Raw genomic sequence first — 20,728 nt, forward strand, 5'->3', positions numbered from 1 at the left:
ATTGCCATTCAAGCCTGGACAAACGTCGCTTCCTCCGTCCAAAAGCCGCCGTCAGAATGGTTGGAGCACAGAATGCAAATGGTTGAGGTCGTGCGCAGCATTTCAGCGCTTAGAGGTAGAACGCGCGAATGGCACCGAAAGGGCGAAACAGTGGCTCTTGTGCCAACCATGGGAGCGCTACATGCAGGGCACCTTTCGCTGATCGCGAAGGCACGCGAACTGGCGGATCACGTTGCAGTAACCATCTTTGTAAACCCTACGCAGTTCTCAGCCACGGAAGACTTCGGCTCCTACCCTCGCGGTGAAGCTGCGGATCTCGCAGCGGTCGCTAAGACACAGGCAGAACTTGTTTATGCCCCCGATCAACGGGAAATGTACCCACCCCGGTTCGCCACAACCATCACCGTTGGAGGACCGGCTGTGCAGGGTTTGGAAGATCACGTCCGCCCGCATTTCTTCGGGGGCGTGGCCACAGTTGTCGCCAAGCTCCTGAGCCAATCTCAATGCGATGTCGCGGTGTTCGGAGAGAAGGATTACCAGCAACTTTTAGTAATCCGGCAGATGGCGTCCGACCTCGACATTCCCTGTCGCGTTGTCGGGGCAGAAACATTGCGTGAGGCTGATGGTCTCGCCATGTCCTCACGCAATGCTTATTTGAGCGCAGCAGAACGAAAGCTGGCGTCCCAGCTCTATCAACAGCTTCAGGCCACCGCCGCTGACATCTCTACAGGCGCGGTTCTCGCGAGCCTGGAGGCTGGAAAGAAGTCACTTCAGGCGGCGGGATTTGAGGTGGACTATCTGGAACTTCGCGACGCGGAAACGTTGGCTACGGATCCTTCTCCCGAGATCCCCCGGCGCCTGCTCGTCGCAGCCCGTCTAGGGAAGACCCGGCTTATCGACAACATCGCCGTGTAGCGTATCTCAGGCATCCGCGGCCGCGAGAGCCTCTGCCTCGGTCGGCCGGCGCATGGCAAACAGCTCAGATATGACGGCATAGTCCATGTAGCCGCAGCGGGCGATGGGTTGCATTGCGGCAGTATCCACAAGTCCGTCGCGAATGAAGGCATCATCGATGTAGATGCCGACGACCTTACCGATGACGATCATGTCGCCATCCTTTCCCTCATGGCCCGGCAGCCGAACTGTCTGGGTGTAAACGCATTCGAGGGCCGCCGGTGACTCCTTCACGCGCGGCGGCTTGACCATTGTGGAGGGAGCGGGCGTCAGGCCAGCAAGACGCATCTCATCCACCCCCTCCTTCACAGGTGCCGATGTCATATTCATTTCCTTGCGCAGATCCCAGGTCGCGAGATTGCACACGAACTCCCCCGTGGCCTCGATATTCGCAACGGAATGCTTATAGCCGCCGGAGCCAAACAACACATAATGAGGGTTGCTAGCCATGGCGTTGAAGAAACTGTACGGCGCCAAATTGACGGACCCATCAGATGCCAGGCTAGAGATCCAACCGATCGGTCTCGGAACGACCAACGCTTTGAAGGGATCGTGAGGAAGTCCATGTTCATTGGTCAGTGCGTCGTAAAACAAAGTTGATCCTTTCAGCCGGCCAAACGCCCATGGTTTTCGAGGGCAGCCTGCAATTGAGAAATGTCGCTAATCAGGAGGTCAGCAAGGTCGTGCAAATGGGACTGGTCGGAACTTCCAGAAAGCACTCCCACTTTCAGTCCCACATCCGCTGCTGCAGCCATCAGAAGATCGTGACGGTTATCCCCCACCACTACGACCTCCTCCGGGATCAAACCAGCCACGCGGCAGAATGCATGCACCATGTCCGGGGCCGGCTTCGGATTGGGCACACTATCCCAGCCATGGATTGAAAGAAACCAGTCACGAACCCCGAGCCCTGCTATGCAGATCTCAGCGGAGTGGGTGGCATCATTTGTTGCCACACCCAAGATATAGCCCTGCGACTTCAGGGCTGAAAGAACAGGTGCGAGCTCGCAAATAGGTACAGCTCCAATGCCGGCCGCTCTAGCGAAGTGGTCATCAATCCTCTCGATTGTGCTCTGCCTCGCAGCGGCTGATAGACCGGGCCGCCACAGGTCTGCCAACTCTACTGACGTGCCGGCAGCAATGACCGACCCTGGTCGATAATTTTCCGTCAAAGGATCGAACCCGGCGGCGATCATCAAGCTCAGGGCCGTTTCTTCATCTCCCTCGGCAAAGCGCAATGCTAGAGACTTTACCGCGGGACCCCAACTCGCCTGAAAATTGATAAGGGTACCGTCCTTGTCAAAAAGTATTCCTCTGAACGGCATCGGAGTTCCCTTGTTTCACGTCCCATAATCTGTGACGACTGCGGCCAGTTGCGGGCGATCACGATCCGTGGGTTGCTCGGCAAGCCCGCCTATGAAGATGAAGCCTGCGATCCTCTCATGATCCGTCAGTCCAAGATGTGAAGCAACCTTCTGGTCATAAGCGTACCAGCCTGTGATCCACTGCGCTCCAAAACCGAGGGCCGTGGCTGCCAGGACAATGTTCATGCAGGCGGCACCCGCCGAAAGATGCTGCTCCCATTCCGGGATCTTCGCATGTGGAACTGTCCGCGAAACGACGCCAATCACGATAGGAGTCGCGCTAAAAATCGTTCGAGCCCGCTCAAAAAGGAGGTCACCGGCATCCGGTCGAGATTCGCGCAGCCGAGCTTCCAAGAACTCACCAAATTTGGAGCGTTTATCACCTCTGAAAAGAATGAAGCGCCATGGCGTGAGCTTGCCATGGTCCGGCACCCTTGCGGCTGCACGAAGTACAAGCTGAAGCTCGTCTTCATTGGGGCCCACGGAGGTCAACTTCGAAATCGACTGCGAGCGCCTCGTGAGGAGGAGGCTCATCGTGTTCGTGGTGTCGTTCATCCGCGGCGGCGCGCTGGTCTCACTATCAGATACAGACATGGAGCATCCTCAGGTTTCACTGCGACCGAACTGAGCCTGCCGGTGATCAATGTCAATCAACGCTGCCATGGAGCGGGATGAAGTCCTATTCTGTTCACGCCGGATCCGCAGCAGCCCTCTCAATCGAGAGGGACTGCTGAGCCGCGGCGGCTACAGAATGCTTCCCCTCCGCCACCTGGACCGTTGGTGTCGCAAACCTGATCCCCTTTTCCTCGAAAGCCATTTTTATCATTGCAAAGGCCCGGCGGCGGATGACGAACTGCTCGCCAGGCTTCGTGGTTAATTTCATGCGAATTTGAATCGCATAATCCCCAAACTCCTGCACCCCCTGCATCTTCAGCGTGTCAATGATCTTGGGAGCAAACTCCGGATTCTCTTTCAGCTGCCGACCGATATCCTTGATAATCTTACGGACCTGTTCCAGGTCCGTGTCATAGGTGACGTTGATCACGCTTTTGTCGATCACCCAATCCCGGCTCATGTTCTCCACCGCGCCAAGTTCTCCGAAGGGAACCGTGTAGATCGGCCCACGCTGGTGCCGCAGGCGCACGGATCGCAGGCTGAAGGACTCAACTGTTCCCTTATGCGAGCCACTCTGGATGTAGTCGCCGACTCGGAAAGCGTCATCGAACAGGTAGAACATCCCCGAGATAATATCCTTCACCACCGTCTGGGCACCGAAGCCCACGGCAACACCCAGCACGCCCGCTCCTGCGATTAACGGGCCAATCTCGAGCCCGAGCGCCGAAAGGGCCATCAGCACCGCGACGATGATGAACGTCACCAGCAGGATATTGCGTAGAATTGGAAGCAAGGTGCGGAGGCGCGCGCTGCGGCCAATCTCCTCGTCGCTGGCATGGGGTGGTGGCTTGTTTTCATCAAGCTTCACGTCGATAACCGTCCCCACGATGTGCCAAAGGAAGTCGGCAGCAAGCAGGACGAGTACGGCGTTCAACGCACCGCGGATCAGGCGCATCGTCATCGTTTCACCCGAGGTCATGGCGATGAGATCGACATCCCAAGCCCAAGCAATGATGAGGATCGCTGAAAGAATGAGACCCGCTTGAATGCTTCGCTCGGCGCAGGCCGTTGCAACGCTAAACGAACTCGTCTCGACAGGACTTGATTCTGGGGGGCGCATGACATGCGCCGTTGCGCGGCGTGATATCGAAATCGCCATTGGCAGGATTGTAGCGACCAGAAGAAACCACAATAGCGGCATCATGCCTGCGATCCAGAGCCCCCACAGCACCACCGCATAAAAAGTCCAGAGCCACTGCAAGGCGCGAGGGCGAATGCGCCGACTTGAAGCACTTCCTGCTGCGGGTTTCGGCCGCTTCCAAATTACTTCGATGGCGATCGCAAGGAGCCCTAATCCAAGGGCATAGGCGATTGCGCGACGCGCATCGAGAGAGAATTCCAGGAGCGCCAAAAGATGCACCGTCACCCAGCCAAAAAGAAACCAGCCGACCGCCAAGGCCAAGCGGTTGCGCCAGAAGCGGGCCGCTTCCGGCGAGATGGGCGTTACGCGAAACTTCGCTAAAGGTGTTTCGTCGCCGGAGGGCACCAGGAGGCAGTCGAGCAAGATCATGGCGCCTCTGACGCAACTCGCGACAATCAGGTAACCGAGCAGGAACTGCCGCATCAGGGGAGGCAAAGGCAGCGCCAAGAACACCGCGTGAGATCCTACCAAAAATGCGATCCAGGCACCGAAACCATAACCAAAAGTGGCGAGGATGCCGATGAGGCGGTCCGCGATCCTTTGGATGGGAAACGTCGCCAGCCAAAGTTTGGGTCGCCACATTGCTGAGCGGTAGAGCCACTCGGCTGCGATACCGACCATGATGAAAAGCGCGAAGAAGAGAATTGCCTGGGGGACGCTATACCCGCCAAAATCCCGCTCAATCAAACCCTCGGCCCTGGTCCCCTCCTGCGGCAGGCGGGGAATTGCTGCGATGACCGCCTCGACATGCTGGCTGATTTCGGCAAGTCGCCGATCCATCAGTTCGACGGGCATCTCCATCATCACCGGCTCATTAGGCGGTGGGGGAGTGATGGCGGCGGACTTCAACTCACCTGACTGGCTCTTCAGCCATGTTTGAACCGCCGGATCCTCAAGAATTTTGATCAGCTGTTGCACTTGTTCAGGTTGCGCCCCCGTGGGGGTCTGGGCCTCGGCAGCCGTCCCCATACAAGTTAAAATCGCCATAAATAGGAAAGTACGCAGCACAGTATGCGTCCAAACCTTCAAAGCATAAGTCTTGCGCATTTAATCACCGACTACGAGAGCCACTCTTGTGTGACGAATTCGCCACTCGAGCTTCGACGTTTCAGCCGCCACAGATCCTGACCACGATTACCACATTCCCGCCTCTTCTCACCCATGTAACGGGGCCGCACTACGCAAGCACATAATAAATTTATTCTCGAACAAGACCTTTGGAGAAGACTATGAATTGTCAATTTAAGTCCGCCAGCGCAGGCTGCATCCTAGCGCTGTCGGCAAGTTCTCTTTCAGTCGCGGCCGACCTGCCGCGAGTTCCAGACAGCCACGTCGTCTATGCCGCCGAGTCACACATGTCTTCCGCAGTTTGGAGTGGTCTAAGCGTTGGAATCCTCGGCGGCTACGGCATTGGCGATGGAGCCATGAGTCTAAAGACAAACGCCAAAACCAAGGAAAGGGAGACCCTTTCGATCGATCCAAAGGGTGGCATGGTCGGAGGCCTCATCGGCTTGCATGGTCAGGCTGGTCAGTGGGTCTTCGGAGTAGAGCTTGATGGAGCCTACAGCATGTTGTCCGCCAAGGCTAAGTCGGACAGTTTTTTGCCACAAGAAGGTAAAGACCTCCTGAAGGATTCAGGTCTGTCGAGCGAAGCCATCCAGTTCGAGAGCAAAGTCGACAGTCTATTCACGGGCCGGGCACGTGTAGGATATGCATTCCAGAATTTTATGCTCTACGGGACATGTGGGCTTGGACTGGCGCACACAAGATTCTCAGGAAGTAGCAAAATTGGGGGGACGAAAGTCACCCAGTCCGCGTCCGGATACGGACTTACACCGGTGGCGGGCGCCGGCGCCGAGTATAGAATCTCAGATAGTGTAAGTCTTCGCGCTGAATATCTATACGCGTTCCCATTCGACGTGACATTTCAGTCGAATGCTAAGCATCCTGGGGCCGCGGGAAATAAAAGCAGATCGGACGCCAGCCTGGACGGCACGCATCTGATTCGCGTGGGCGTCTCCTATCATCTCCCGATCTTCTGAGCCTCGCAGGCCAGCATGACGGTCCACGGGGCTGTGGGCTACCGCTGCGGCGCTCACGTCCCGGTCCGACTGTTGCTCTTGCGTCACAGCCGATCGGCGCGGGAATTGGGCGAAAAATGGCCACAATCCCGCCTACCCCCCCTCGTCTAAGGGCATCACTCAGATGTTCAAGTGCTCCTGAGCAATGCCACACGTTGGAGAGACCTAATGAACTATGTAACCAAAGCAATTTCCGCTGGTGCCGTGGCGGTGGTCGCAAATGCAACGCCGCTTTACGCTGCCGATTTGCCGGCCTACGAGCCACCGCCACCGGTCCATACGGTGGTGGAAGCACCCGCATTATGGCAAGGCATCAGCGTCGGTGTCATCGGCGGATACGGGTGGGGTAAGGTCGATCACAAGCCATATGACTTCAAGCCTGAGGGTGGCCTCATCGGCGGTCTGGTCGGGCTGCATGGTCAGCAAGGCAACCTGGTCTATGGTGTCGAAGGCGATGCCTCATTCAGCTTCATGGATGCCAAGGACAAGTATACTTTTTACCATCTCCGCCCAGGCTTCGAGCCCGGCGACGAACTCGTAGCGGCTTGGCTGGACGGCTTCAGGCGCGACAAAGTCAGCGCCAAGATCTCGTCTGACTCACTCTTCACAGGGCGCGCCCGTCTCGGTTACGCCGTTGACCAGGCACTTCTGTATGCCACTGGTGGTATTGCAGCCACCCAAGCCACGCTTGAAGTCCAAGGCGAAAAAACAAAATATAAGAAGGACAAGTATGGCGTGACCCCGGTGCTCGGAGGAGGCGTCGAGTATAAACTCGAAAACAACTTCAGCATTCGCGGCGAATATCTCTACATGCTGCCTTACAAGATCAAATTTAACGATCGTCAATACTCCCGTCACAAGGCAGAGTTCGACGGCACACATCTCGTCCGCGTGGGGCTCAGCTACAGCCTCCCGATTTTCTGAGCAGCGCCACAGTCGGGGAAAGCGTTTCGCTTCCCCCGATCCTCACCTCCGAAGATCCGGAGGCACGGCCTCATCTTTCAGTTGGGCCACGATATCGGCAAACGGGACGGTCACCTGTTGCTGCACTCCCAAGCGCCGCACATTGACTGAGCGCTCATCGCGCTCTCGCTTTCCGAGCACGAGGATCACCGGCACCTTGGTCAAGGAATGTTCGCGCACCTTGTAATTGATCTTCTCGTTGCGCAGATCGGTCTCAACACGAATTCCCGCGGCTCCCAGCGCCTGAGCGACCTCGATTGCGTAATCGTCAACATCCGAGACAATAGGGGCCACAATCACCTGAACCGGAGCGATCCAGAACGGGAAATGACCTGCATAATGCTCAATCAAAATGCCGATGAAGCGCTCCATCGAGCCGCAGATCGCTCTATGGATCATGACCGGCGGCTGCTTCTGCCCATCCTGATCAATATAGAAAGCGCCGAATCGCTCCGGTAGGTTGAAGTCGATCTGCGTGGTGCCACATTGCCAGTCTCGGCCGATCGCGTCCCGGAGAACATATTCGAATTTCGGCCCGTAGAACGCTCCCTCGCCGGGATTTATCGACGTCTTGATCTTGCCCGCAGACTGTTCTTCTATCTGCACCAGCACACGCCTCATAACGTCTTCGGCATGGTCCCACATCTCATCCGTTCCAACCCGCTTCTCGGGACGGGTGGACAGCTTGACCACGATGTTGTCGGTGAAGCCGAAATCGGCATAGGTCGAGAGAATCAGGTCGTTGATCTTCAGGCATTCATCAGCCATCTGATCTTCAGTACAGAAGATGTGGGCGTCGTCCTGAGTAAAACCGCGCACCCGCATCAGGCCATGCAATGCCCCTGAGGGTTCGTAGCGGTGCACTGCACCGAATTCGGCCAACCTCAAAGAAAGATCCCGATAGCTTTTGAGACCGTGTTTGAAAATCTGCACATGTCCCGGGCAATTCATCGGCTTGAGAGCGAACACCCGGTCATCGTCGGTATCTTCGCCCGCCGATTGGACCTTGAACATATTCTCCTTGTACCAACCCCAGTGGCCCGAGGTTTCCCATAGGCCCTTATCCAAAATCTGGGGTGCATTAACTTCCTTATAATCGACAGCGAGCCTCCTTCGCATGTATGCGATGAGGGCCTGGAACACAGTCCAGCCATTGGGGTGCCAGAAGACCACGCCCGGCCCTTCCTCCTGGAAGTGAAACAGATCCATTTCCCGACCAAGCCGGCGATGGTCGCGCTTCTCCGCCTCCTCCAGCCGCTGGAGATAGTCCTTCAGATCCTTGTCATCGGCCCAGGCCGTCCCATAGATGCGCTGCAATTGGGCTCCCTGAGCATCGCCGCGCCAATAAGAGCCCGAGATCTTCATCAGCTTGAACGCGTTGCCCACCTTGCCGGTCGACGTCATATGGGGCCCGCGACAGAGATCCATCCACGCGCCCTGGGCATACATCTTTATGGTCTGGTTCTCAGGGATGGCATCAACCAGCTCCACCTTGAACATCTCGCCTTTGTCGCGGAAAAATGTCTTCGCTCTGTCACGGCTCCAGACTTCGCGCGTGAATGGCTTGTCCCGCTTTATTATCTCGCGCATTTTCTGCTCGATAACCTCGAGCTCCTCGGGATGAAAAGGCTCGTTCCGCGCAAAGTCATAGAAGAAGCCGTTTTCGATCACAGGACCAATCGTGACCTGAGTGCCGGGGAAAAGCTCTTGGACCGCTTCAGCCAGCACATGGGCGGCATCGTGACGTATGAGTTCCAGTGCCTCGGGATCGTCGCGGGTTATCAGTCGTATGTCGGCATCAGCTTGGATGGGTTCGCTGAGATCGCAAAGTGTGCCATCGATCATCATGGCAACCGCCTTCTTCTCCAGCGATTTCGAAATCGATGAGGCGACCTCTGAGCCGGTCACACCGTTCTCGAAGTTCCGACGGCCTCCATCGGGAAAGCTCAATTCAATCACGATCTTCTCCTGCTCAATCGCTGCATACCACGCAGGTAAGCGTTTCGGGTTCTTCCATTAAGGCGAGGCCGTGTTTTGGCCTGCTGGAGGACAATCGTCAAGCAAAGCAGCTTGGCCTCACTGTTGCCGGCAAAACACAACTTTAGATTGAATACGCCCCGCAGGGCGCCATCCACCTGTTGGAATTCAATAACTGTATGATATTTCAATATAATTTTTGCTTTTCCCACTCATCGTCAAGCCGGACTTGAGCCCTTGCGCATGATGAAGAAAGTGCTAAAACGTCAAAACACTAGTTAAGGTTGTGTTGACGTGCATTTCGGCTGGGGGGCCGATATTGGAGTGTTCCCCATGAGTTTCTTCTCTTTGCGTAGCTTTGCGTTTATCAGCGCCGCCATTGCCTGCGCTGGCACATTGGCATCCGGACCGGCATCTTCAGCCGATCTTCCAGCCATGGAAACCTACCCGAGCAATCCCTCTCTCGGTTTCGATGCCGCAAAGCCGTGGCAAGGCGTCTACATTGGCGTTCTCGGGAGCTACAACATGCTCAATGCCGATGTCGCTGTTTATTCGCCCCACCCCATCGATCCAGCCGTCAAGGGAATGTTCTGGGGGGCTTTGGCGGGGATGAACCTTCAACTCGGCGATTTCGTGCTGGGTGCCGAGGCTGACACCAGCTTTGGCAATGCAACCGGCAGAGGGCCAAGAGTCGCCGTTGAAATGAACCAGTTCTCAACGTTCCGGGGCCGTCTTGGCTATGCCGTGGGTCCCGTCCTCATCTATGGCACGGCCGGCCTTGCGGTGGCAGATATGGCCGTCAAGACGCCAAATTGGGGGGAAGGAAGCGGATTGGCTAAAGGCTTCACCTATGGCGGGGGCCTCGAGACAAAAGTTTCTGAAAATATCTCCGTGCGTGGCGAGTATCTCTACACCACCCTCGATTCCCAAGTGTACGATCTGTCCCGTCGACCCGCTTGGGCGCGCAGCAGCATGGACGACTTTCACACCTTCCGCGCCGCCATCACCTATCACCTGCCAGTCTTTTAAAGACCGCCGGGCCATTATTTCTCAAATTTAAATACAATTTGTGTGATTGTGTTTTCATAAGAGGCCACTCAGAGGGCCGCCGCATGCTTTTGGGGCTGCGGCGGCCCTTTCCTGCTAATCAGAAAAGCGATGGCTTATATGGTCTCCACGCCAGCGGCCATAGCGCCAGAAGAATATACCCTGTGGCTCCAAACACAGGGGTACAGGATCGTGCCCATGGCTGCCCCAGGGATGGCATCTGCACAATCGCGAGGACGTCAGCCAGAAGCCACGCCATCCACCATGGCGAGAGAACGCCTCAGTTGCGTATTCGGAGCAGGTGGGCAGGTGCCGACAGGTCCGTCCCAGCACGGATGACAGCGAGTATCTATAGACCTGAACGAGGCCGATGCCGATCAGTGCAGCGAACCTGTCGGGACTCATCGGCTATTCCGCAATTCAGACACTCCATCTTCCCGACTGAGTGCGATCTGGTCGATTGCATCGCAGACTGCGTCGAACGTTAATAGAGTGGAGGCATGGCGGGCCTTGAAGTCCCTGACCGGTTCGAGCACGGCCAGATCAGACCATTTTCCAGTAGGAGCCGGGCCATTCTCCTTGAGCATGGCATACATTTGCCTGCGGAGGAGACAAAGCTCTTCCGTCGTCGAACCCACCACATGCTGAGCCATGATTGACGATGACGCCTGTCCCAAAGCGCAAGCCTTCACATCATGGCCAAATGCGGTGACCACATGATCACGGACTTCGATGTCGACCACAACCTTAGAACCACAGAGGCGTGAATGAGCCACCGCCGTAGCATCCGGCGCTTCCAGCCTATGAGCCAGCGGGATTTCCGCGGCAAATCCCAATATTTTTCGATTATAGATATCGTCGAGCATGTCGCCCCTGACCGCGCAATGTCGCCTCCATCAACGCCTTGGACCCTGCAACGAGTATGATGCCGATCCCACAACTTGCCCAGATGAAGAAGCTTTTCTATATAGTATATTGAAGTTGGCAAAGGACGCCGGGATGTCAATAGGTGGCCTCCCCGTCGATTCTTCCCACATCGAAGCCCATGGCTGCCGGCGTTCCGCCAGTCATTTGCGTCAAAGGCAGTCTAGATGGATGCGATCGTCAATCTCCTTGCGAGGCATCGTGATGAAGTCCAAGCGAACGCGGCTGGCCGGCCGACGCGCGAGGAAGCCGAGGCAGCGGTTCGTGTATTGATCCGCTGGGCAGGAGATGATCCCAACCGGGAGGGGCTGATCGATACGCCACGTCGGGTCGCCAAAGCCTACCGGGAGTTTTTCAAAGGTTATGACGAGGATCCGCATCAGATCCTGTCCAGAACTTTTGAAGAAACCGCGGGGTACGACGATATGGTTTTGGTGCGCGATATCGATATGGCGTCCCATTGTGAGCACCACATGATTCCGTTCGTTGGGAAGGCACATGTCGCCTACTTCCCAACGGGTCGCGTTGTTGGATTATCGAAAATCGCGCGGGTCGTTGAAGTCTTTGCCCGGCGTCTTCAGACGCAGGAGACCATGACTGCCGAGATCGCTGAAGCCATCGAAGCTACTCTTGAGCCACGCGGTGTTGCCGTGATGCTTGATGCTGTTCACCAATGCATGTCGCTGCGTGGCGTGCAAAAACCGAATGTTTCCACGATCACCACGCAGTTCACGGGTGTGTTCAAAACCGAGCAGAGCCTCCAGGCGCGGTTCTTCGAACTCATCCGTCATCCCCGTTGACGAAATCGGAGCCGCGGTTCAAAAAGCACCCCATGAATAATCCCGTATTTGCACCCCGTGTCAGCATTGAACAGGTCGAAGAGGGCCAAGAACTGGCGCCTAAGTTCGACGCCGATGGCCTCCTTGCCGTGGTTACAACGGATGCCGAGACCGGCGACGTCCTTATGCTGGGCTATATGAACGCTGACGCCCTTCGCCTTACCATCGAAACGGGAGAGGCTCATTACTGGAGTCGGTCTCGGAAACTGCTTTGGCATAAAGGCGCCTCAAGTGGTCTCATCCAAAAGGTGGTGGATCTGCGGATCGACGATGATCAGGACGCTGTTTGGCTAAGGGTCGAGGTGGCAGGATCGGGCGCAAGTTGCCACGTTGGCTACCGGTCATGCTTCTACCGTTCTGTGCCCCTTGGCGCACCCGTCGCTCCCGGCCTCAAGCTCACGTTTGAGGAAGACAACAAAATCTTCGATCCCTCCGAAGTCTATGGGGACGCCCCAAATCCTACTCAGCTCTAATTTAGCTCTCTGGCAAGATCCTTGCTGCAATGTTCGCGGTACTGTCTGCAAAGTAACGGATCTTTCGGCCTGAGGCCGGACGCCGAGCTTGGGCCTTGAGTTAATGTTTTGGCGACAAACTGAAGATTTGGATGAGCGAGATTTCGTTGGTCCATCGCGGAGCACACCGAGGGTCGGACTAGCCCTCGGTGCCGGAGCCGCACGCGGATGGGCCCATATCGGAGTGATCCATCGATTGGCGGAAGCCCAAATCGACATCGATGTCGTCGGCGGCACTTCGATCGGCGCCCTTGTCGGCGGTTGCTTCGTGGCCGGAAAATTGGAAGAATTGCAAGAGTTTGCGCTGAGACTCACGAAGCGCCGAATCTTTTCTCTGCTGGATTTTTCATGGCGCGGTGGCGGCCTCATCACTGGTGATCGCTTACGCGATATGCTGAACGAGCAAATCGGCGACATCCGCATCGAGGACCTCGACAGACCTTTTGTCTGCATTGCCACAGAACTGCTGACGGGTCACGAGATCTGGCTGAAAAGTGGCAGACTATCGGAATCGATCAGAGCCTCGTATGCGCTGCCAGGCGTGTTCAAACCTATCAATCTCAGAAATCAGTGGCTCATAGACGGAGCTGTGGTCAATCCAATCCCCGTTTCAGTGTGCCGGGCCATGGGCGCGCGGGTTGTGATCGCCGTCAATGTCAATGCCGACGCCTTCGGTGGGACGGTCATCCAGCAGCCGGATCTCGTGGCAGCTATCGAAACAGCAGGCCAAGACGAGAAACAGAAGTCAAAACCTCTGCCGCCCGTGTTCAGTGGGAACACCCCACCGGGGATCAGCGCAGTTCTAGTTACCTCCTTCAATATCGCTCAGGATCGCCTCGCCCGTTCAAGGCTCGCGGGAGATCCACCGGACATCCTCATTACCCCACGCACCGGCAATGTCGGCCTCTTCGACTTCGAGAAGGCAGCTGAGGCCATAGAGGCCGGCCGCGAGGCTGCAGACCGCGCCTTGCCGGAGATCCGGTGGGCCCTGAATCGATTGGGACAAACCTCGGCATTTTAAACGCCGATCACGAAACAATGTAGCGCTTCATCTCTTCGGCTTCGAGTTCGGCCTCGGCAATCCGCATTTTCACAACGTCGCCGATCGACACGATTCCGTCCAACCCGTGGGGGCCAATTACAGGCAAATGTCTCACTCGGTTTTCGGTCATCATGCTCATCAAATGAGCCACCGTATCTTCCGCGCGACAGGTCAATACGCTGCTGCTCATGAGCGAGGAAACTTGCGCATCGAGGTCGATGGGACCGGCACCTGCCAGCGCTCGCACAATATCGCGCTCTGATATTATGCCCAGAACCTTGCGGTGCTCATCGACGACCACCAAGGCTCCTATCCGCTTCTCGGCCAGGAGGCGCGCAGCCGCATGAATCGTCGCATCAGGGCTTACGCTGAGGACGTCATGCCCCTTCTGCTTGAGGATCGTCGCAACAGTCATGGTGTCCTCCCAAACGCGGGTGATACTTTGGACAAAGCTATCACAGTTTTGTGCGGGAGGCTCTTGCCCGATGCAGGGCTGATCGGACCCTAGACCAGATTTTTCGCACGCACCCAGCGGTCGACCGGCCCAAAAATCAACAGTCCTGCAAAGAAGCCGCCGATGTGAGCTTCCCAAGCGACGGTCTCGCCCGGGCCTGAAACTCCAAAACTCAAGACCCCGAATATAAGGTTGATTGCCAGCCAGACACCGATGAACATGAGGGCGCCGCGATTCCTGAACGTGTCTCTCAGAGAGAGGATCGGGACGTATCTGGGGTTACGGCGTGTGGCAGCAAACATGCCGCCAGGGTCGGCAAACATAATGCGTATCGCTGCCGCCATCTGGCCAGAAATCGCAGCTGAGGCGCCGATGACCGGCGCGAGTTGGCCCCAATAGAGAAAGAGATGCAGGGTTGCTCCGGCAATCCCCGAAAAGGCGCTGACAAGCAAAAATCCCGTGGTCCCCAGCCTGCGTGCGACGAGCGTGCCAAAGGCCAACATCCAAAAGCTGTTGACGAGCACATGCGCCCAACCGCCATGCAAGAACATGTGACTGACGAAGGTCCAGACATCGGCGCCGATTCCCCCAGGCAATTCGGAGCTTGCATAGGCATAGCGTGCGGGGATGAAGGCGAAGGTCAGTATGGTCCAGATATCAGCGTCTTCAGGCAGGAACGATCTGACAAGATGGATGAGGAGAAAGGCCCCGATCAACCAGAGGACGACGGCCGGAGCATTGATCACGGGTGCTGAGGAATTCCCACGGTTCACCATGGCTGCAGGCCATCCTGCCAGCAGCTATCCCGCGCCTGATCGCTGATTGTCATACCGACTTGCCTTAACCTTGTTGTGGAGAATGTCCACACGTAGTGCATCTCCCCGCTTATGTGAACGGGCAAGACTGTCGTAGCCTCCTGCCCGATCGTGGTACAAAGGCGGCAGGCATCGCGGCTGTCACACCCTGATTGGCAGGAGCCAATCCACGTTCAATCGTGATTGCGTTGTAGGATAGGCATGTCCCAGACACACTTTCCCAGGCTTGACACAGGTCAAGCCGCTCATCCGAAATCGCGACGGCTCATTGCGCTATGGGACAAGTGGCGAAACAGAAGAGCGGCCCCCACCCGCAGCAGCCTCTCCATGACTGAGATGAAGGACATCTTGCCCTTCCTGATGATCATCGAACGTCACCCCGTAAGGGACCTCTTTAGTTTCAGACTTGCCGGTACTGCTTGGCGAAAGTTTACCGGGCGCGAGATGACTGGCACCAGTTTGGCTACTCTCTGGTCCGAACAGGATGCCAAACAGGTGGCGACATGCCTCGGAAACGTCGTCGCGAAGCTCCAACCGCAAAAAATTATTGCTGACGGCTCTACAGAATCCGGTCGGGAGACCTCCTTTGAAGCCGTGTTCCTTCCGGTTTTCGTGGACGGCCGAAAAACCGTCCAGATCCTCGGTGCACTTCTACCTCTTAATGAGCCCTTCTGGCTGGGCTCGCAGCCGATTACGCATTTTCGTCTCATCTCGGCCAGAAGCCTCAGCCAGAGCCAGACTCCGCACAGCAGCGAAATGGTTTCCTGATTGTAAAGCGGTTTAACAGGTGAATGGCCGTTAGGTTATTTAATAGTTTATCTGCCACCTACAGATCTTGAATTAGTATTCCGTCAAACATCAATGTCTGTTCTTCTTGGTATTACCTTTATTTAAAAGATTGCGGCGCCAGGATGCTCTCAACAAAGAAGAGAGACGGGCGTCAAAAAATGAAGCGATTGTTTACGGGGATCGTGTTGATAGCGGCGGTGTTTCTCGCCGCATCAGCCAAGGCGCAAACAGCAGATGATGGCTTTCGCCTCAGCACCACTACGGTTTTCGCCAAGGCACATGAAAAAACCTTGCCACCCATGGGATTTATTGACTTCTGCAGGCGCAATCCCGGCTCCTGCGCAGTGCAACGTTCCTCCGGGTCCCGTGTCGAACTCAACCCTGCACGCTTGAGCGAACTGATCGCCGTCAACGATCGGGTTAATGGCTCAATCACACCTGCTACAGATCAGGAAATCTATGGGGTGGAAGAGTATTGGACCATGAGCTCGAACCGGGGAGACTGTGAAGACTATGTTCTGCTGAAGCAACATTATCTCCAAAACCTGGGATGGCCACGCTCCTCGCTTTTAATCACCGTGGTCATTGACGAGCGCGGCGACGGACATGCGGTGCTGACCGTCAAGACGACAGGTGGGGACCTCATTCTGGACAACCAGAACCCCGACGTGCTGGACTGGACTGAAACGCCTTACCAATATGTCAAACGGCAATCATCTCGCGATCCGAAAATCTGGGAAGCCCTTGATGTTCCTGCCCATACGGCGACCTCAGGGCTCCCGGCAAAATGATTTTCAAAGCCAAGTCGATGCGAGTATGGCCGATACTCCACTCGGCCCGGCAACGACTTGCAACCCGTTCCTGAAGCGCTTCCAGTTGGCCACATAGTGCTCTGCGGATCGCACCAGATCCTCCTGCTCGGCCGGCGTTAGCTCACGCACAACCTTTCCCGGCATTCCCAAGACCATTGAATTGTCTGGAATGACCTTTCCCTCCGGAATCAGGGCATGAGCGCCAATGAGACAATTACGGCCGATCACTGCGCGATTCATGACGGTCGCATTCATTCCGATCAGCGAGTTATCACCAATGGTGCAGCCATGCAGAATAGCTTTGTGGCCGATCGTACAATGGCGGCCCACGGTCAGGGGACATCCTGCATCGGAGTGCAGAACACTGTTATCCTGAACGTTCGAGCCTTCGCCGATATGCATGAGGTCATTGTCACCCCGCAGCACGGCACCAAACCAAACACTCACATTGCGGTCCAAGCGGACATGTCCAATCACTGATGCCGATTCAGCGACCCAGAAGGTGCCGGGATCGGGAAGGTGTGGGTGAAAATCATCAAGGCTATAGATCGTCATCTGACAGGCTCTTTTCACTGTGTCCAGCGGGCTTTCTAACGATAAAAGGATGGGAAGCCACTTTCCAGCCTGCATTTGAAACATGACGCGGCACCATTCCCATCGCCAGCCTTCAAAGCCGCGCTCATCCACGATGCCAAGCGTCGGATCGCCGCGCGCAAGGTCCCTCACCGTCCCAATGTTGATTGTTGGAGGGATCCTCGCGCTGTTCGTCGGGGCCATCCTCGCTGTCTATTTCGCGCCCCATCCGGATCTTCTCTTCGGCTCCAACAAGCCCACCGACCCCAACCGGATGCGAGCGGTCGAGATCGAGGCGAGTTCATTTCTGGTGCCGGAAGTCTATCTGGAGGATGTGGACCGGCCGCTTTTCGGATCGGTCCGACGCCTTACCATCCGCATCCCATGGCCTTACTCCCCGGGCGCGGTCCTTGACGAGCCGGAGGCTGCCGATCTTACGAGAATGGTGGTGGTCGACATTGCACGACGGCCCGACGTCACGAGCCTCCGGGACCGATTGCAAAGGATTTATCCGGTGTACTTCAACGGGGCAGGAACGAAACTTGCCAATGGCCTGACCGTTCATCGGTTCAAGGCCAGGACACCTTACGAGGACAGCATCCTCTACGTGTCCGACGATGAGGACCCCGTCCTATTCACCTGCACGATCGAGGCAGGTCCTACCGTTCCGCCAATCTGCGAAAGACGACTAGACCTGAACCTCGCTCTGACCGCGACCTACCGCTTTCACTCGAGCCGCCTCGCAGAGTGGCGAACGCTGGACAAAACACTCACAGGCCTGATCAGAGGCTATCGTCAGGATGGATCCAAATAACAAAACCTATTCCGGAAGATCGATATCCAGGATCGCCATTTGAAAGTTGTAGGACAGGTCACCGTCCTCATCGTCACGGAACAGCACGCCGATAAACTCATCGCCCATATAAACTTCGGCGGAATCATCCTTTTGAGGCCGACGCTTCACCTGCATATTCGGCCTTTGAAATTTTTCCTTAAAAAATTGTTCGAGCTTACGAATTTCTTCCGGCTTCACATTTTTCTCCTGATGTTGAGACGAATAAGACAGGCTGCACCTGCTCGGTGCAGCCTGGTCATGAACCCCTATGGCTCTCAGTTCTTATCGGGCGCGTCGCCCTCGGTTAGAACATGATCCATGCGGCGAGAAGGCTCGGAGCAACCGGCATACCCGACAACACGAGCGGGCACTCCGGCAACTGTGCGGTTCGCTGGCACATCTTGAAGCACGACGCTGCCTGCTGCGACTCTCGAGCAATGACCGATTTCGATGTTCCCCAATACCTTCGCTCCCGCGCCGATTAGCACGCCGCGTCTCACTTTCGGATGACGGTCGCCACATTCCTTGCCCGTACCGCCCAAGGTCACATCGTGCAACATCGACACATCGTCCTCGACCACGGCGGTTTCACCAATCACCACCGCATGGGCATGGTCAATCATGATCCCCCGACCAATTCTGGCCGAAGGGTGGATATCAACCGAGAAAATCTGAGAGGCCCGGCTCTGCAGATAGAGCGCAAAATCTTTGCGACCCATCAAATGCAGCGCATGGGCCATACGGTAGGTTTCGATGGCATGAAAGCCTTTGAAGTACAGCAGGGGCTCGACGTAGCGACTGCAAGCAGGATCACGATCAAAGACGGCGAGAATGTCGGCCCGTGCCGCGTCGCCGATCTCCGGATAGGCCTCCAAGGCATCCTCGAACGCCTTCACAAGCAACTCTGCCCCCACATCTGCATGGCCAAGTTTCTGAGCCAGCCTCTGAGACAAAGCCTCTTCAAACCGGTCGTGACTGAGAATCGTCGAGAATACGAAGCCGCCCAAGGCCGGATCGGATGACGCAATCGCCTCCGCCTCCTGGCGAATCTGGGTCCACACAGGATCAACTTCGTGCAGCACTGCAGTCGACGCGGCAAAGCGTGCCATTTTGTCTCTCCTTCCACCGAGGCGGAGACCATCGATGAGATGGCGTATCTTTTATTCGAGATAACCGTTCCAGGGACGAGGCACAAGAAGGCTGCTTGCAGATGGTAGGGGGAGCTGCTAGCCGGCCCCGGATATGATCTTTCACATGGAGAGAGAAATGACCTCCAGTTTCCTGGCTCTTGGCGAAGCTCTTCCGTCCCCCACGCCACATTTGGTAGCACGCCGAGACGGCTCGGTCGGGTGGATGATTTTCAACAGGCCGGACCGCCGCAACGCCATCAGCGTGGACATCTGGCAGGCCATCCCTGAACTCATGAGGACCTTCAACGAGGACTCGCGGATCCGATCGATCGTTCTGACCGGCGCTGGCGACCGGGCCTTCATCGCGGGCGCCGATATTTCGGAGTTTGACTCAGCGCGTGCGAATGCGCTTGAGGGCGAGGCGTACGAAGCCCGGAACAACGCCGCCTACAGCGCTATTTCCAGCAGCCCCAAGCCAGTCATCGCCCGCATCAACGGTTTCTGCATCGGAGGTGGTGTTGCCATAGCCTTGGCATGCGACATCCGCATAGCCAGCAGAGGGTCTACCTTCGCCATACCGGCGGCGCGGCTTGGCCTGGGATATCCTCCTCAAGCGGTCGGCCTGCTGTTGCGAGCCATCAGCGCCTCGCAGGCCAAACTCCTTATTAGCACGGCTCAGCAGGTGGATAGTGAGGAGGCGCTTCGGATCGGACTGATTGACCGTCTCTGCGAAAAGGATGATCTCGACGCCCTGCTTTTCTCCCTTACCCACACAATTTCCGAGAATGCTCCTCTGACGATCGCTGCCGGTAACATGGTGATCGATGCTCTGAACGAGAGGCCGACATCGGGCCGGGATGGTCAGGATGCTATAAGAGCTTGCTTTGACAGCGAGGATTATCGGGAGGGGCGCATGGCTTTCATGGAGAAAAGAAAGCCAAAATTTCAAGGGCGATGACAATGACGCCCAGTCGTGAGGAAAAAACCAGCCAGAGACACGATTTCAGGGAACCGAAACTTTGAACTGGCGTTGATCCCGTACAAGTTCCACTTCATTTTCCCATACGGCAGACGCCAGGAGGTTTTAATGCTTAAGAAATCTGTGAGCATCCTTGCACTCACGGCGGCGCTAGGCTTCGCGCCTGTCGCGTATGCACAGACGCAGACTGACACGACGGCAACGCCGCCAGCTTCAGCAGCTCCCTCGGCCCAGACGGAAACCCCCGCTCCGTCCACCGATTCGTCATCAACATCGACGATGGGACAAACCGCGCCGAGCGGATCGACTGCGGATACGGCTGCTCCGACCACCCCTCCGTCGACCGCAGACACGACTCCGCCAGCAACCACTGACACTACGACGCAGGCGGCCACAACTCCGGACGATGAGGGTCAGCCCGTAGACGGTCAGATCACCATGCAGAACGAGGGCACCTATCTTGGTACCGACCTTATCGGCACCACGGTCTACACTGCAGGCGATGAGAGCATCGGTGACGTGAATGATGTCATCATCACGACAGACGGCCGGATCGATGGCGTCGTGGTAGGTGTTGGCGGCTTCCTCGGCATTGGCGAGAAAAACGTTGCCCTGAAACTCGACACGGTTCAGATGGTCGATCAGGGTGATAACACTGTGAAACTCACAGTGAGTTCGACGAAGGAAGAGCTGGAAAAGGCTCCGTCGTTCAAGACCGTTGCCGACGCCAAGCGAGAGACCGACGCGGCGACTCCTGCGTCCGGCGCCATGACTGGTGCTCCTGCGACCACCACAACATCGCAGTAATCCTCACTTATTGAC

General features: G+C 56.5%; 24 protein-coding genes. 12 read left to right on the top strand and 12 right to left on the bottom strand.

The annotated features are described in order from the left end of the window. Positions 1-72: 72 nt before the first annotated feature. A complete protein-coding gene (panC, locus tag FKM97_RS10010) occupies positions 73-915 on the top strand; it encodes a pantoate--beta-alanine ligase (protein ID WP_144292282.1) in 843 nt (280 codons plus the stop codon). Positions 916-921: 6 nt separating this feature from the next. On the opposite strand, the gene FKM97_RS10015 is transcribed toward panC, so the two are convergent. The 4 genes from FKM97_RS10015 to FKM97_RS10030 form a co-directional block, all read right to left on the bottom strand. Next, positions 922-1,548 (bottom strand): flavin reductase family protein, encoded by a 627-nt coding sequence (locus tag FKM97_RS10015; protein WP_144292283.1) that lies wholly within the window; start codon positions 1,546-1,548, stop codon positions 922-924. 11 nt (positions 1,549-1,559) lie between these two features. Next, positions 1,560-2,279, bottom strand: a complete 720-nt coding sequence (locus tag FKM97_RS10020) for an HAD family hydrolase (protein WP_144292284.1) — start codon at positions 2,277-2,279, stop codon at positions 1,560-1,562. A 15-nt stretch (positions 2,280-2,294) separates the two neighbouring features. Then, the gene (locus tag FKM97_RS10025) at positions 2,295-2,912 is read right to left on the bottom strand and encodes a nitroreductase family protein (RefSeq protein WP_246105016.1); all 618 of its coding nucleotides are present in this window, start codon (positions 2,910-2,912) and stop codon (positions 2,295-2,297) included. Positions 2,913-3,006: 94 nt separating this feature from the next. Beyond that, entirely contained in the window at positions 3,007-4,938 is a 1,932-nt protein-coding gene (locus FKM97_RS10030; protein WP_205014880.1) for a mechanosensitive ion channel domain-containing protein, read from the bottom strand. A gap of 551 nt (positions 4,939-5,489) precedes the next feature. Between FKM97_RS10030 and FKM97_RS10035 the strand changes: the two genes are divergently transcribed. Together FKM97_RS10035 and FKM97_RS10040 are read left to right on the top strand one after the other, a co-directional pair. Then, positions 5,490-6,176 (top strand): outer membrane protein, encoded by a 687-nt coding sequence (locus tag FKM97_RS10035; RefSeq protein WP_170240845.1) that lies wholly within the window; start codon positions 5,490-5,492, stop codon positions 6,174-6,176. Between the two features lie 207 nt (positions 6,177-6,383). Beyond that, the gene (locus FKM97_RS10040) at positions 6,384-7,139 is read left to right on the top strand and encodes an outer membrane protein (protein ID WP_144292287.1); all 756 of its coding nucleotides are present in this window, start codon (positions 6,384-6,386) and stop codon (positions 7,137-7,139) included. Between the two features lie 42 nt (positions 7,140-7,181). On the opposite strand, the gene thrS is transcribed toward FKM97_RS10040, so the two are convergent. Continuing rightward, positions 7,182-9,137 carry a threonine--tRNA ligase gene (thrS, locus tag FKM97_RS10045; RefSeq protein WP_144292288.1) on the bottom strand — a complete coding sequence of 652 codons (1,956 nt, stop codon included), beginning with the start codon at positions 9,135-9,137 and terminating at the stop codon, positions 7,182-7,184. A 351-nt stretch (positions 9,138-9,488) separates the two neighbouring features. Between thrS and FKM97_RS10050 the strand changes: the two genes are divergently transcribed. Then, entirely contained in the window at positions 9,489-10,184 is a 696-nt protein-coding gene (locus tag FKM97_RS10050) for an outer membrane protein (RefSeq protein ID WP_144292289.1), read from the top strand. Positions 10,185-10,298: 114 nt separating this feature from the next. Here the strand turns inward: FKM97_RS10050 and yidD are convergent, their stop codons facing one another. Together yidD and FKM97_RS10060 are read right to left on the bottom strand one after the other, a co-directional pair. Next, a complete protein-coding gene (gene yidD / locus FKM97_RS10055) occupies positions 10,299-10,607 on the bottom strand; it encodes a membrane protein insertion efficiency factor YidD (protein WP_144292290.1) in 309 nt (102 codons plus the stop codon). Beyond that, entirely contained in the window at positions 10,604-11,068 is a 465-nt protein-coding gene (locus tag FKM97_RS10060) for an iron-sulfur cluster assembly scaffold protein (RefSeq protein WP_144292291.1), read from the bottom strand. The genes yidD and FKM97_RS10060 overlap by 4 nt, the downstream gene beginning before the upstream one ends. Positions 11,069-11,293: 225 nt before the next feature. Between FKM97_RS10060 and folE the strand changes: the two genes are divergently transcribed. The 3 genes from folE to FKM97_RS10075 all read left to right on the top strand — a co-directional run bounded on the left by folE (position 11,294) and on the right by FKM97_RS10075 (position 13,498). Beyond that, positions 11,294-11,926, top strand: a complete 633-nt coding sequence (folE, locus tag FKM97_RS10065) for a GTP cyclohydrolase I FolE (protein ID WP_144292292.1) — start codon at positions 11,294-11,296, stop codon at positions 11,924-11,926. Between the two features lie 32 nt (positions 11,927-11,958). Next, on the top strand, positions 11,959-12,438 hold the full coding sequence (gene hisI / locus FKM97_RS10070) for a phosphoribosyl-AMP cyclohydrolase (protein ID WP_144292293.1): 480 nt from the start codon (positions 11,959-11,961) through the stop codon (positions 12,436-12,438). Between the two features lie 103 nt (positions 12,439-12,541). After that, entirely contained in the window at positions 12,542-13,498 is a 957-nt protein-coding gene (locus tag FKM97_RS10075; protein WP_144292294.1) for a patatin-like phospholipase family protein, read from the top strand. Positions 13,499-13,505: 7 nt separating this feature from the next. Here FKM97_RS10075 and FKM97_RS10080 read toward each other — a convergent pair whose 3' ends face one another. Further along, on the bottom strand, positions 13,506-13,934 hold the full coding sequence (locus FKM97_RS10080) for a CBS domain-containing protein (protein WP_144292295.1): 429 nt from the start codon (positions 13,932-13,934) through the stop codon (positions 13,506-13,508). 89 nt (positions 13,935-14,023) lie between these two features. Next, entirely contained in the window at positions 14,024-14,749 is a 726-nt protein-coding gene (locus tag FKM97_RS10085) for a rhomboid family intramembrane serine protease (RefSeq protein WP_144292296.1), read from the bottom strand. Positions 14,750-14,989: 240 nt separating this feature from the next. Here FKM97_RS10085 and FKM97_RS10090 point away from each other — a divergent pair, with 240 nt between their 5' ends. Beyond that, positions 14,990-15,556, top strand: a complete 567-nt coding sequence (locus tag FKM97_RS10090; protein ID WP_144292297.1) for a PAS domain-containing protein — start codon at positions 14,990-14,992, stop codon at positions 15,554-15,556. Between the two features lie 179 nt (positions 15,557-15,735). Then, the gene (locus FKM97_RS10095) at positions 15,736-16,368 is read left to right on the top strand and encodes a transglutaminase-like cysteine peptidase (protein WP_144292298.1); all 633 of its coding nucleotides are present in this window, start codon (positions 15,736-15,738) and stop codon (positions 16,366-16,368) included. A 3-nt stretch (positions 16,369-16,371) separates the two neighbouring features. On the opposite strand, the gene FKM97_RS10100 is transcribed toward FKM97_RS10095, so the two are convergent. Continuing rightward, positions 16,372-16,944: a gamma carbonic anhydrase family protein gene (locus FKM97_RS10100; protein WP_144292299.1), complete on the bottom strand. Its 573-nt coding sequence runs from the start codon at positions 16,942-16,944 to the stop codon at positions 16,372-16,374. A gap of 178 nt (positions 16,945-17,122) precedes the next feature. Between FKM97_RS10100 and FKM97_RS10105 the strand changes: the two genes are divergently transcribed. Continuing rightward, the gene (locus tag FKM97_RS10105; RefSeq protein WP_144292300.1) at positions 17,123-17,776 is read left to right on the top strand and encodes a hypothetical protein; all 654 of its coding nucleotides are present in this window, start codon (positions 17,123-17,125) and stop codon (positions 17,774-17,776) included. Between the two features lie 6 nt (positions 17,777-17,782). Here FKM97_RS10105 and FKM97_RS10110 read toward each other — a convergent pair whose 3' ends face one another. Both FKM97_RS10110 and cysE read right to left on the bottom strand, forming a co-directional pair. Beyond that, positions 17,783-17,995 (bottom strand): DUF3126 family protein, encoded by a 213-nt coding sequence (locus tag FKM97_RS10110; RefSeq protein WP_144292301.1) that lies wholly within the window; start codon positions 17,993-17,995, stop codon positions 17,783-17,785. Between the two features lie 77 nt (positions 17,996-18,072). Beyond that, a complete protein-coding gene (gene cysE / locus FKM97_RS10115; protein ID WP_144292302.1) occupies positions 18,073-18,906 on the bottom strand; it encodes a serine O-acetyltransferase in 834 nt (277 codons plus the stop codon). Between the two features lie 157 nt (positions 18,907-19,063). On the opposite strand from cysE, the gene FKM97_RS10120 reads away from it, so the two are divergent. Both FKM97_RS10120 and FKM97_RS10125 read left to right on the top strand, forming a co-directional pair. Further along, entirely contained in the window at positions 19,064-19,885 is an 822-nt protein-coding gene (locus tag FKM97_RS10120) for an enoyl-CoA hydratase (RefSeq protein ID WP_144292303.1), read from the top strand. Between the two features lie 15 nt (positions 19,886-19,900). Then, the gene (locus FKM97_RS10125; RefSeq protein WP_144292304.1) at positions 19,901-20,713 is read left to right on the top strand and encodes a PRC-barrel domain-containing protein; all 813 of its coding nucleotides are present in this window, start codon (positions 19,901-19,903) and stop codon (positions 20,711-20,713) included. Positions 20,714-20,728 lie beyond the last annotated feature (15 nt).

Source organism: Rhodoligotrophos appendicifer (genome assembly GCF_007474605.1).
Classification (GTDB): Bacteria; Pseudomonadota; Alphaproteobacteria; order Rhizobiales; family Im1; genus Rhodoligotrophos; species Rhodoligotrophos appendicifer.

What these genes read in the sequence shown, in the direction of transcription:
- panC (WP_144292282.1), top strand. Translation starts at nt 73, where the DNA reads ATGCAAATGGTTGAGGTCGTGCGCAGCATTTCAGCGCTTAGAGGTAGA.
- FKM97_RS10020 (WP_144292284.1), bottom strand. Translation starts at nt 2,279, where the DNA reads ATGCCGTTCAGAGGAATACTTTTTGACAAGGACGGTACCCTTATCAAT.
- FKM97_RS10025 (WP_246105016.1), bottom strand. Translation starts at nt 2,912, where the DNA reads ATGTCTGTATCTGATAGTGAGACCAGCGCGCCGCCGCGGATGAACGAC.
- FKM97_RS10030 (WP_205014880.1), bottom strand. Translation starts at nt 4,938, where the DNA reads ATGATGGAGATGCCCGTCGAACTGATGGATCGGCGACTTGCCGAAATC.
- FKM97_RS10035 (WP_170240845.1), top strand. Translation starts at nt 5,490, where the DNA reads ATGTCTTCCGCAGTTTGGAGTGGTCTAAGCGTTGGAATCCTCGGCGGC.
- FKM97_RS10040 (WP_144292287.1), top strand. Translation starts at nt 6,384, where the DNA reads ATGAACTATGTAACCAAAGCAATTTCCGCTGGTGCCGTGGCGGTGGTC.
- FKM97_RS10050 (WP_144292289.1), top strand. Translation starts at nt 9,489, where the DNA reads ATGAGTTTCTTCTCTTTGCGTAGCTTTGCGTTTATCAGCGCCGCCATT.
- yidD (WP_144292290.1), bottom strand. Translation starts at nt 10,607, where the DNA reads ATGAGTCCCGACAGGTTCGCTGCACTGATCGGCATCGGCCTCGTTCAG.
- FKM97_RS10060 (WP_144292291.1), bottom strand. Translation starts at nt 11,068, where the DNA reads ATGCTCGACGATATCTATAATCGAAAAATATTGGGATTTGCCGCGGAA.
- folE (WP_144292292.1), top strand. Translation starts at nt 11,294, where the DNA reads ATGGATGCGATCGTCAATCTCCTTGCGAGGCATCGTGATGAAGTCCAA.
- hisI (WP_144292293.1), top strand. Translation starts at nt 11,959, where the DNA reads ATGAATAATCCCGTATTTGCACCCCGTGTCAGCATTGAACAGGTCGAA.
- FKM97_RS10075 (WP_144292294.1), top strand. Translation starts at nt 12,542, where the DNA reads ATGTTTTGGCGACAAACTGAAGATTTGGATGAGCGAGATTTCGTTGGT.
- FKM97_RS10080 (WP_144292295.1), bottom strand. Translation starts at nt 13,934, where the DNA reads ATGACTGTTGCGACGATCCTCAAGCAGAAGGGGCATGACGTCCTCAGC.
- FKM97_RS10085 (WP_144292296.1), bottom strand. Translation starts at nt 14,749, where the DNA reads ATGGTGAACCGTGGGAATTCCTCAGCACCCGTGATCAATGCTCCGGCC.
- FKM97_RS10090 (WP_144292297.1), top strand. Translation starts at nt 14,990, where the DNA reads ATGTCCCAGACACACTTTCCCAGGCTTGACACAGGTCAAGCCGCTCAT.
- FKM97_RS10095 (WP_144292298.1), top strand. Translation starts at nt 15,736, where the DNA reads ATGAAGCGATTGTTTACGGGGATCGTGTTGATAGCGGCGGTGTTTCTC.
- FKM97_RS10100 (WP_144292299.1), bottom strand. Translation starts at nt 16,944, where the DNA reads ATGACGATCTATAGCCTTGATGATTTTCACCCACACCTTCCCGATCCC.
- FKM97_RS10105 (WP_144292300.1), top strand. Translation starts at nt 17,123, where the DNA reads ATGTTGATTGTTGGAGGGATCCTCGCGCTGTTCGTCGGGGCCATCCTC.
- cysE (WP_144292302.1), bottom strand. Translation starts at nt 18,906, where the DNA reads ATGGCACGCTTTGCCGCGTCGACTGCAGTGCTGCACGAAGTTGATCCT.
- FKM97_RS10120 (WP_144292303.1), top strand. Translation starts at nt 19,064, where the DNA reads ATGACCTCCAGTTTCCTGGCTCTTGGCGAAGCTCTTCCGTCCCCCACG.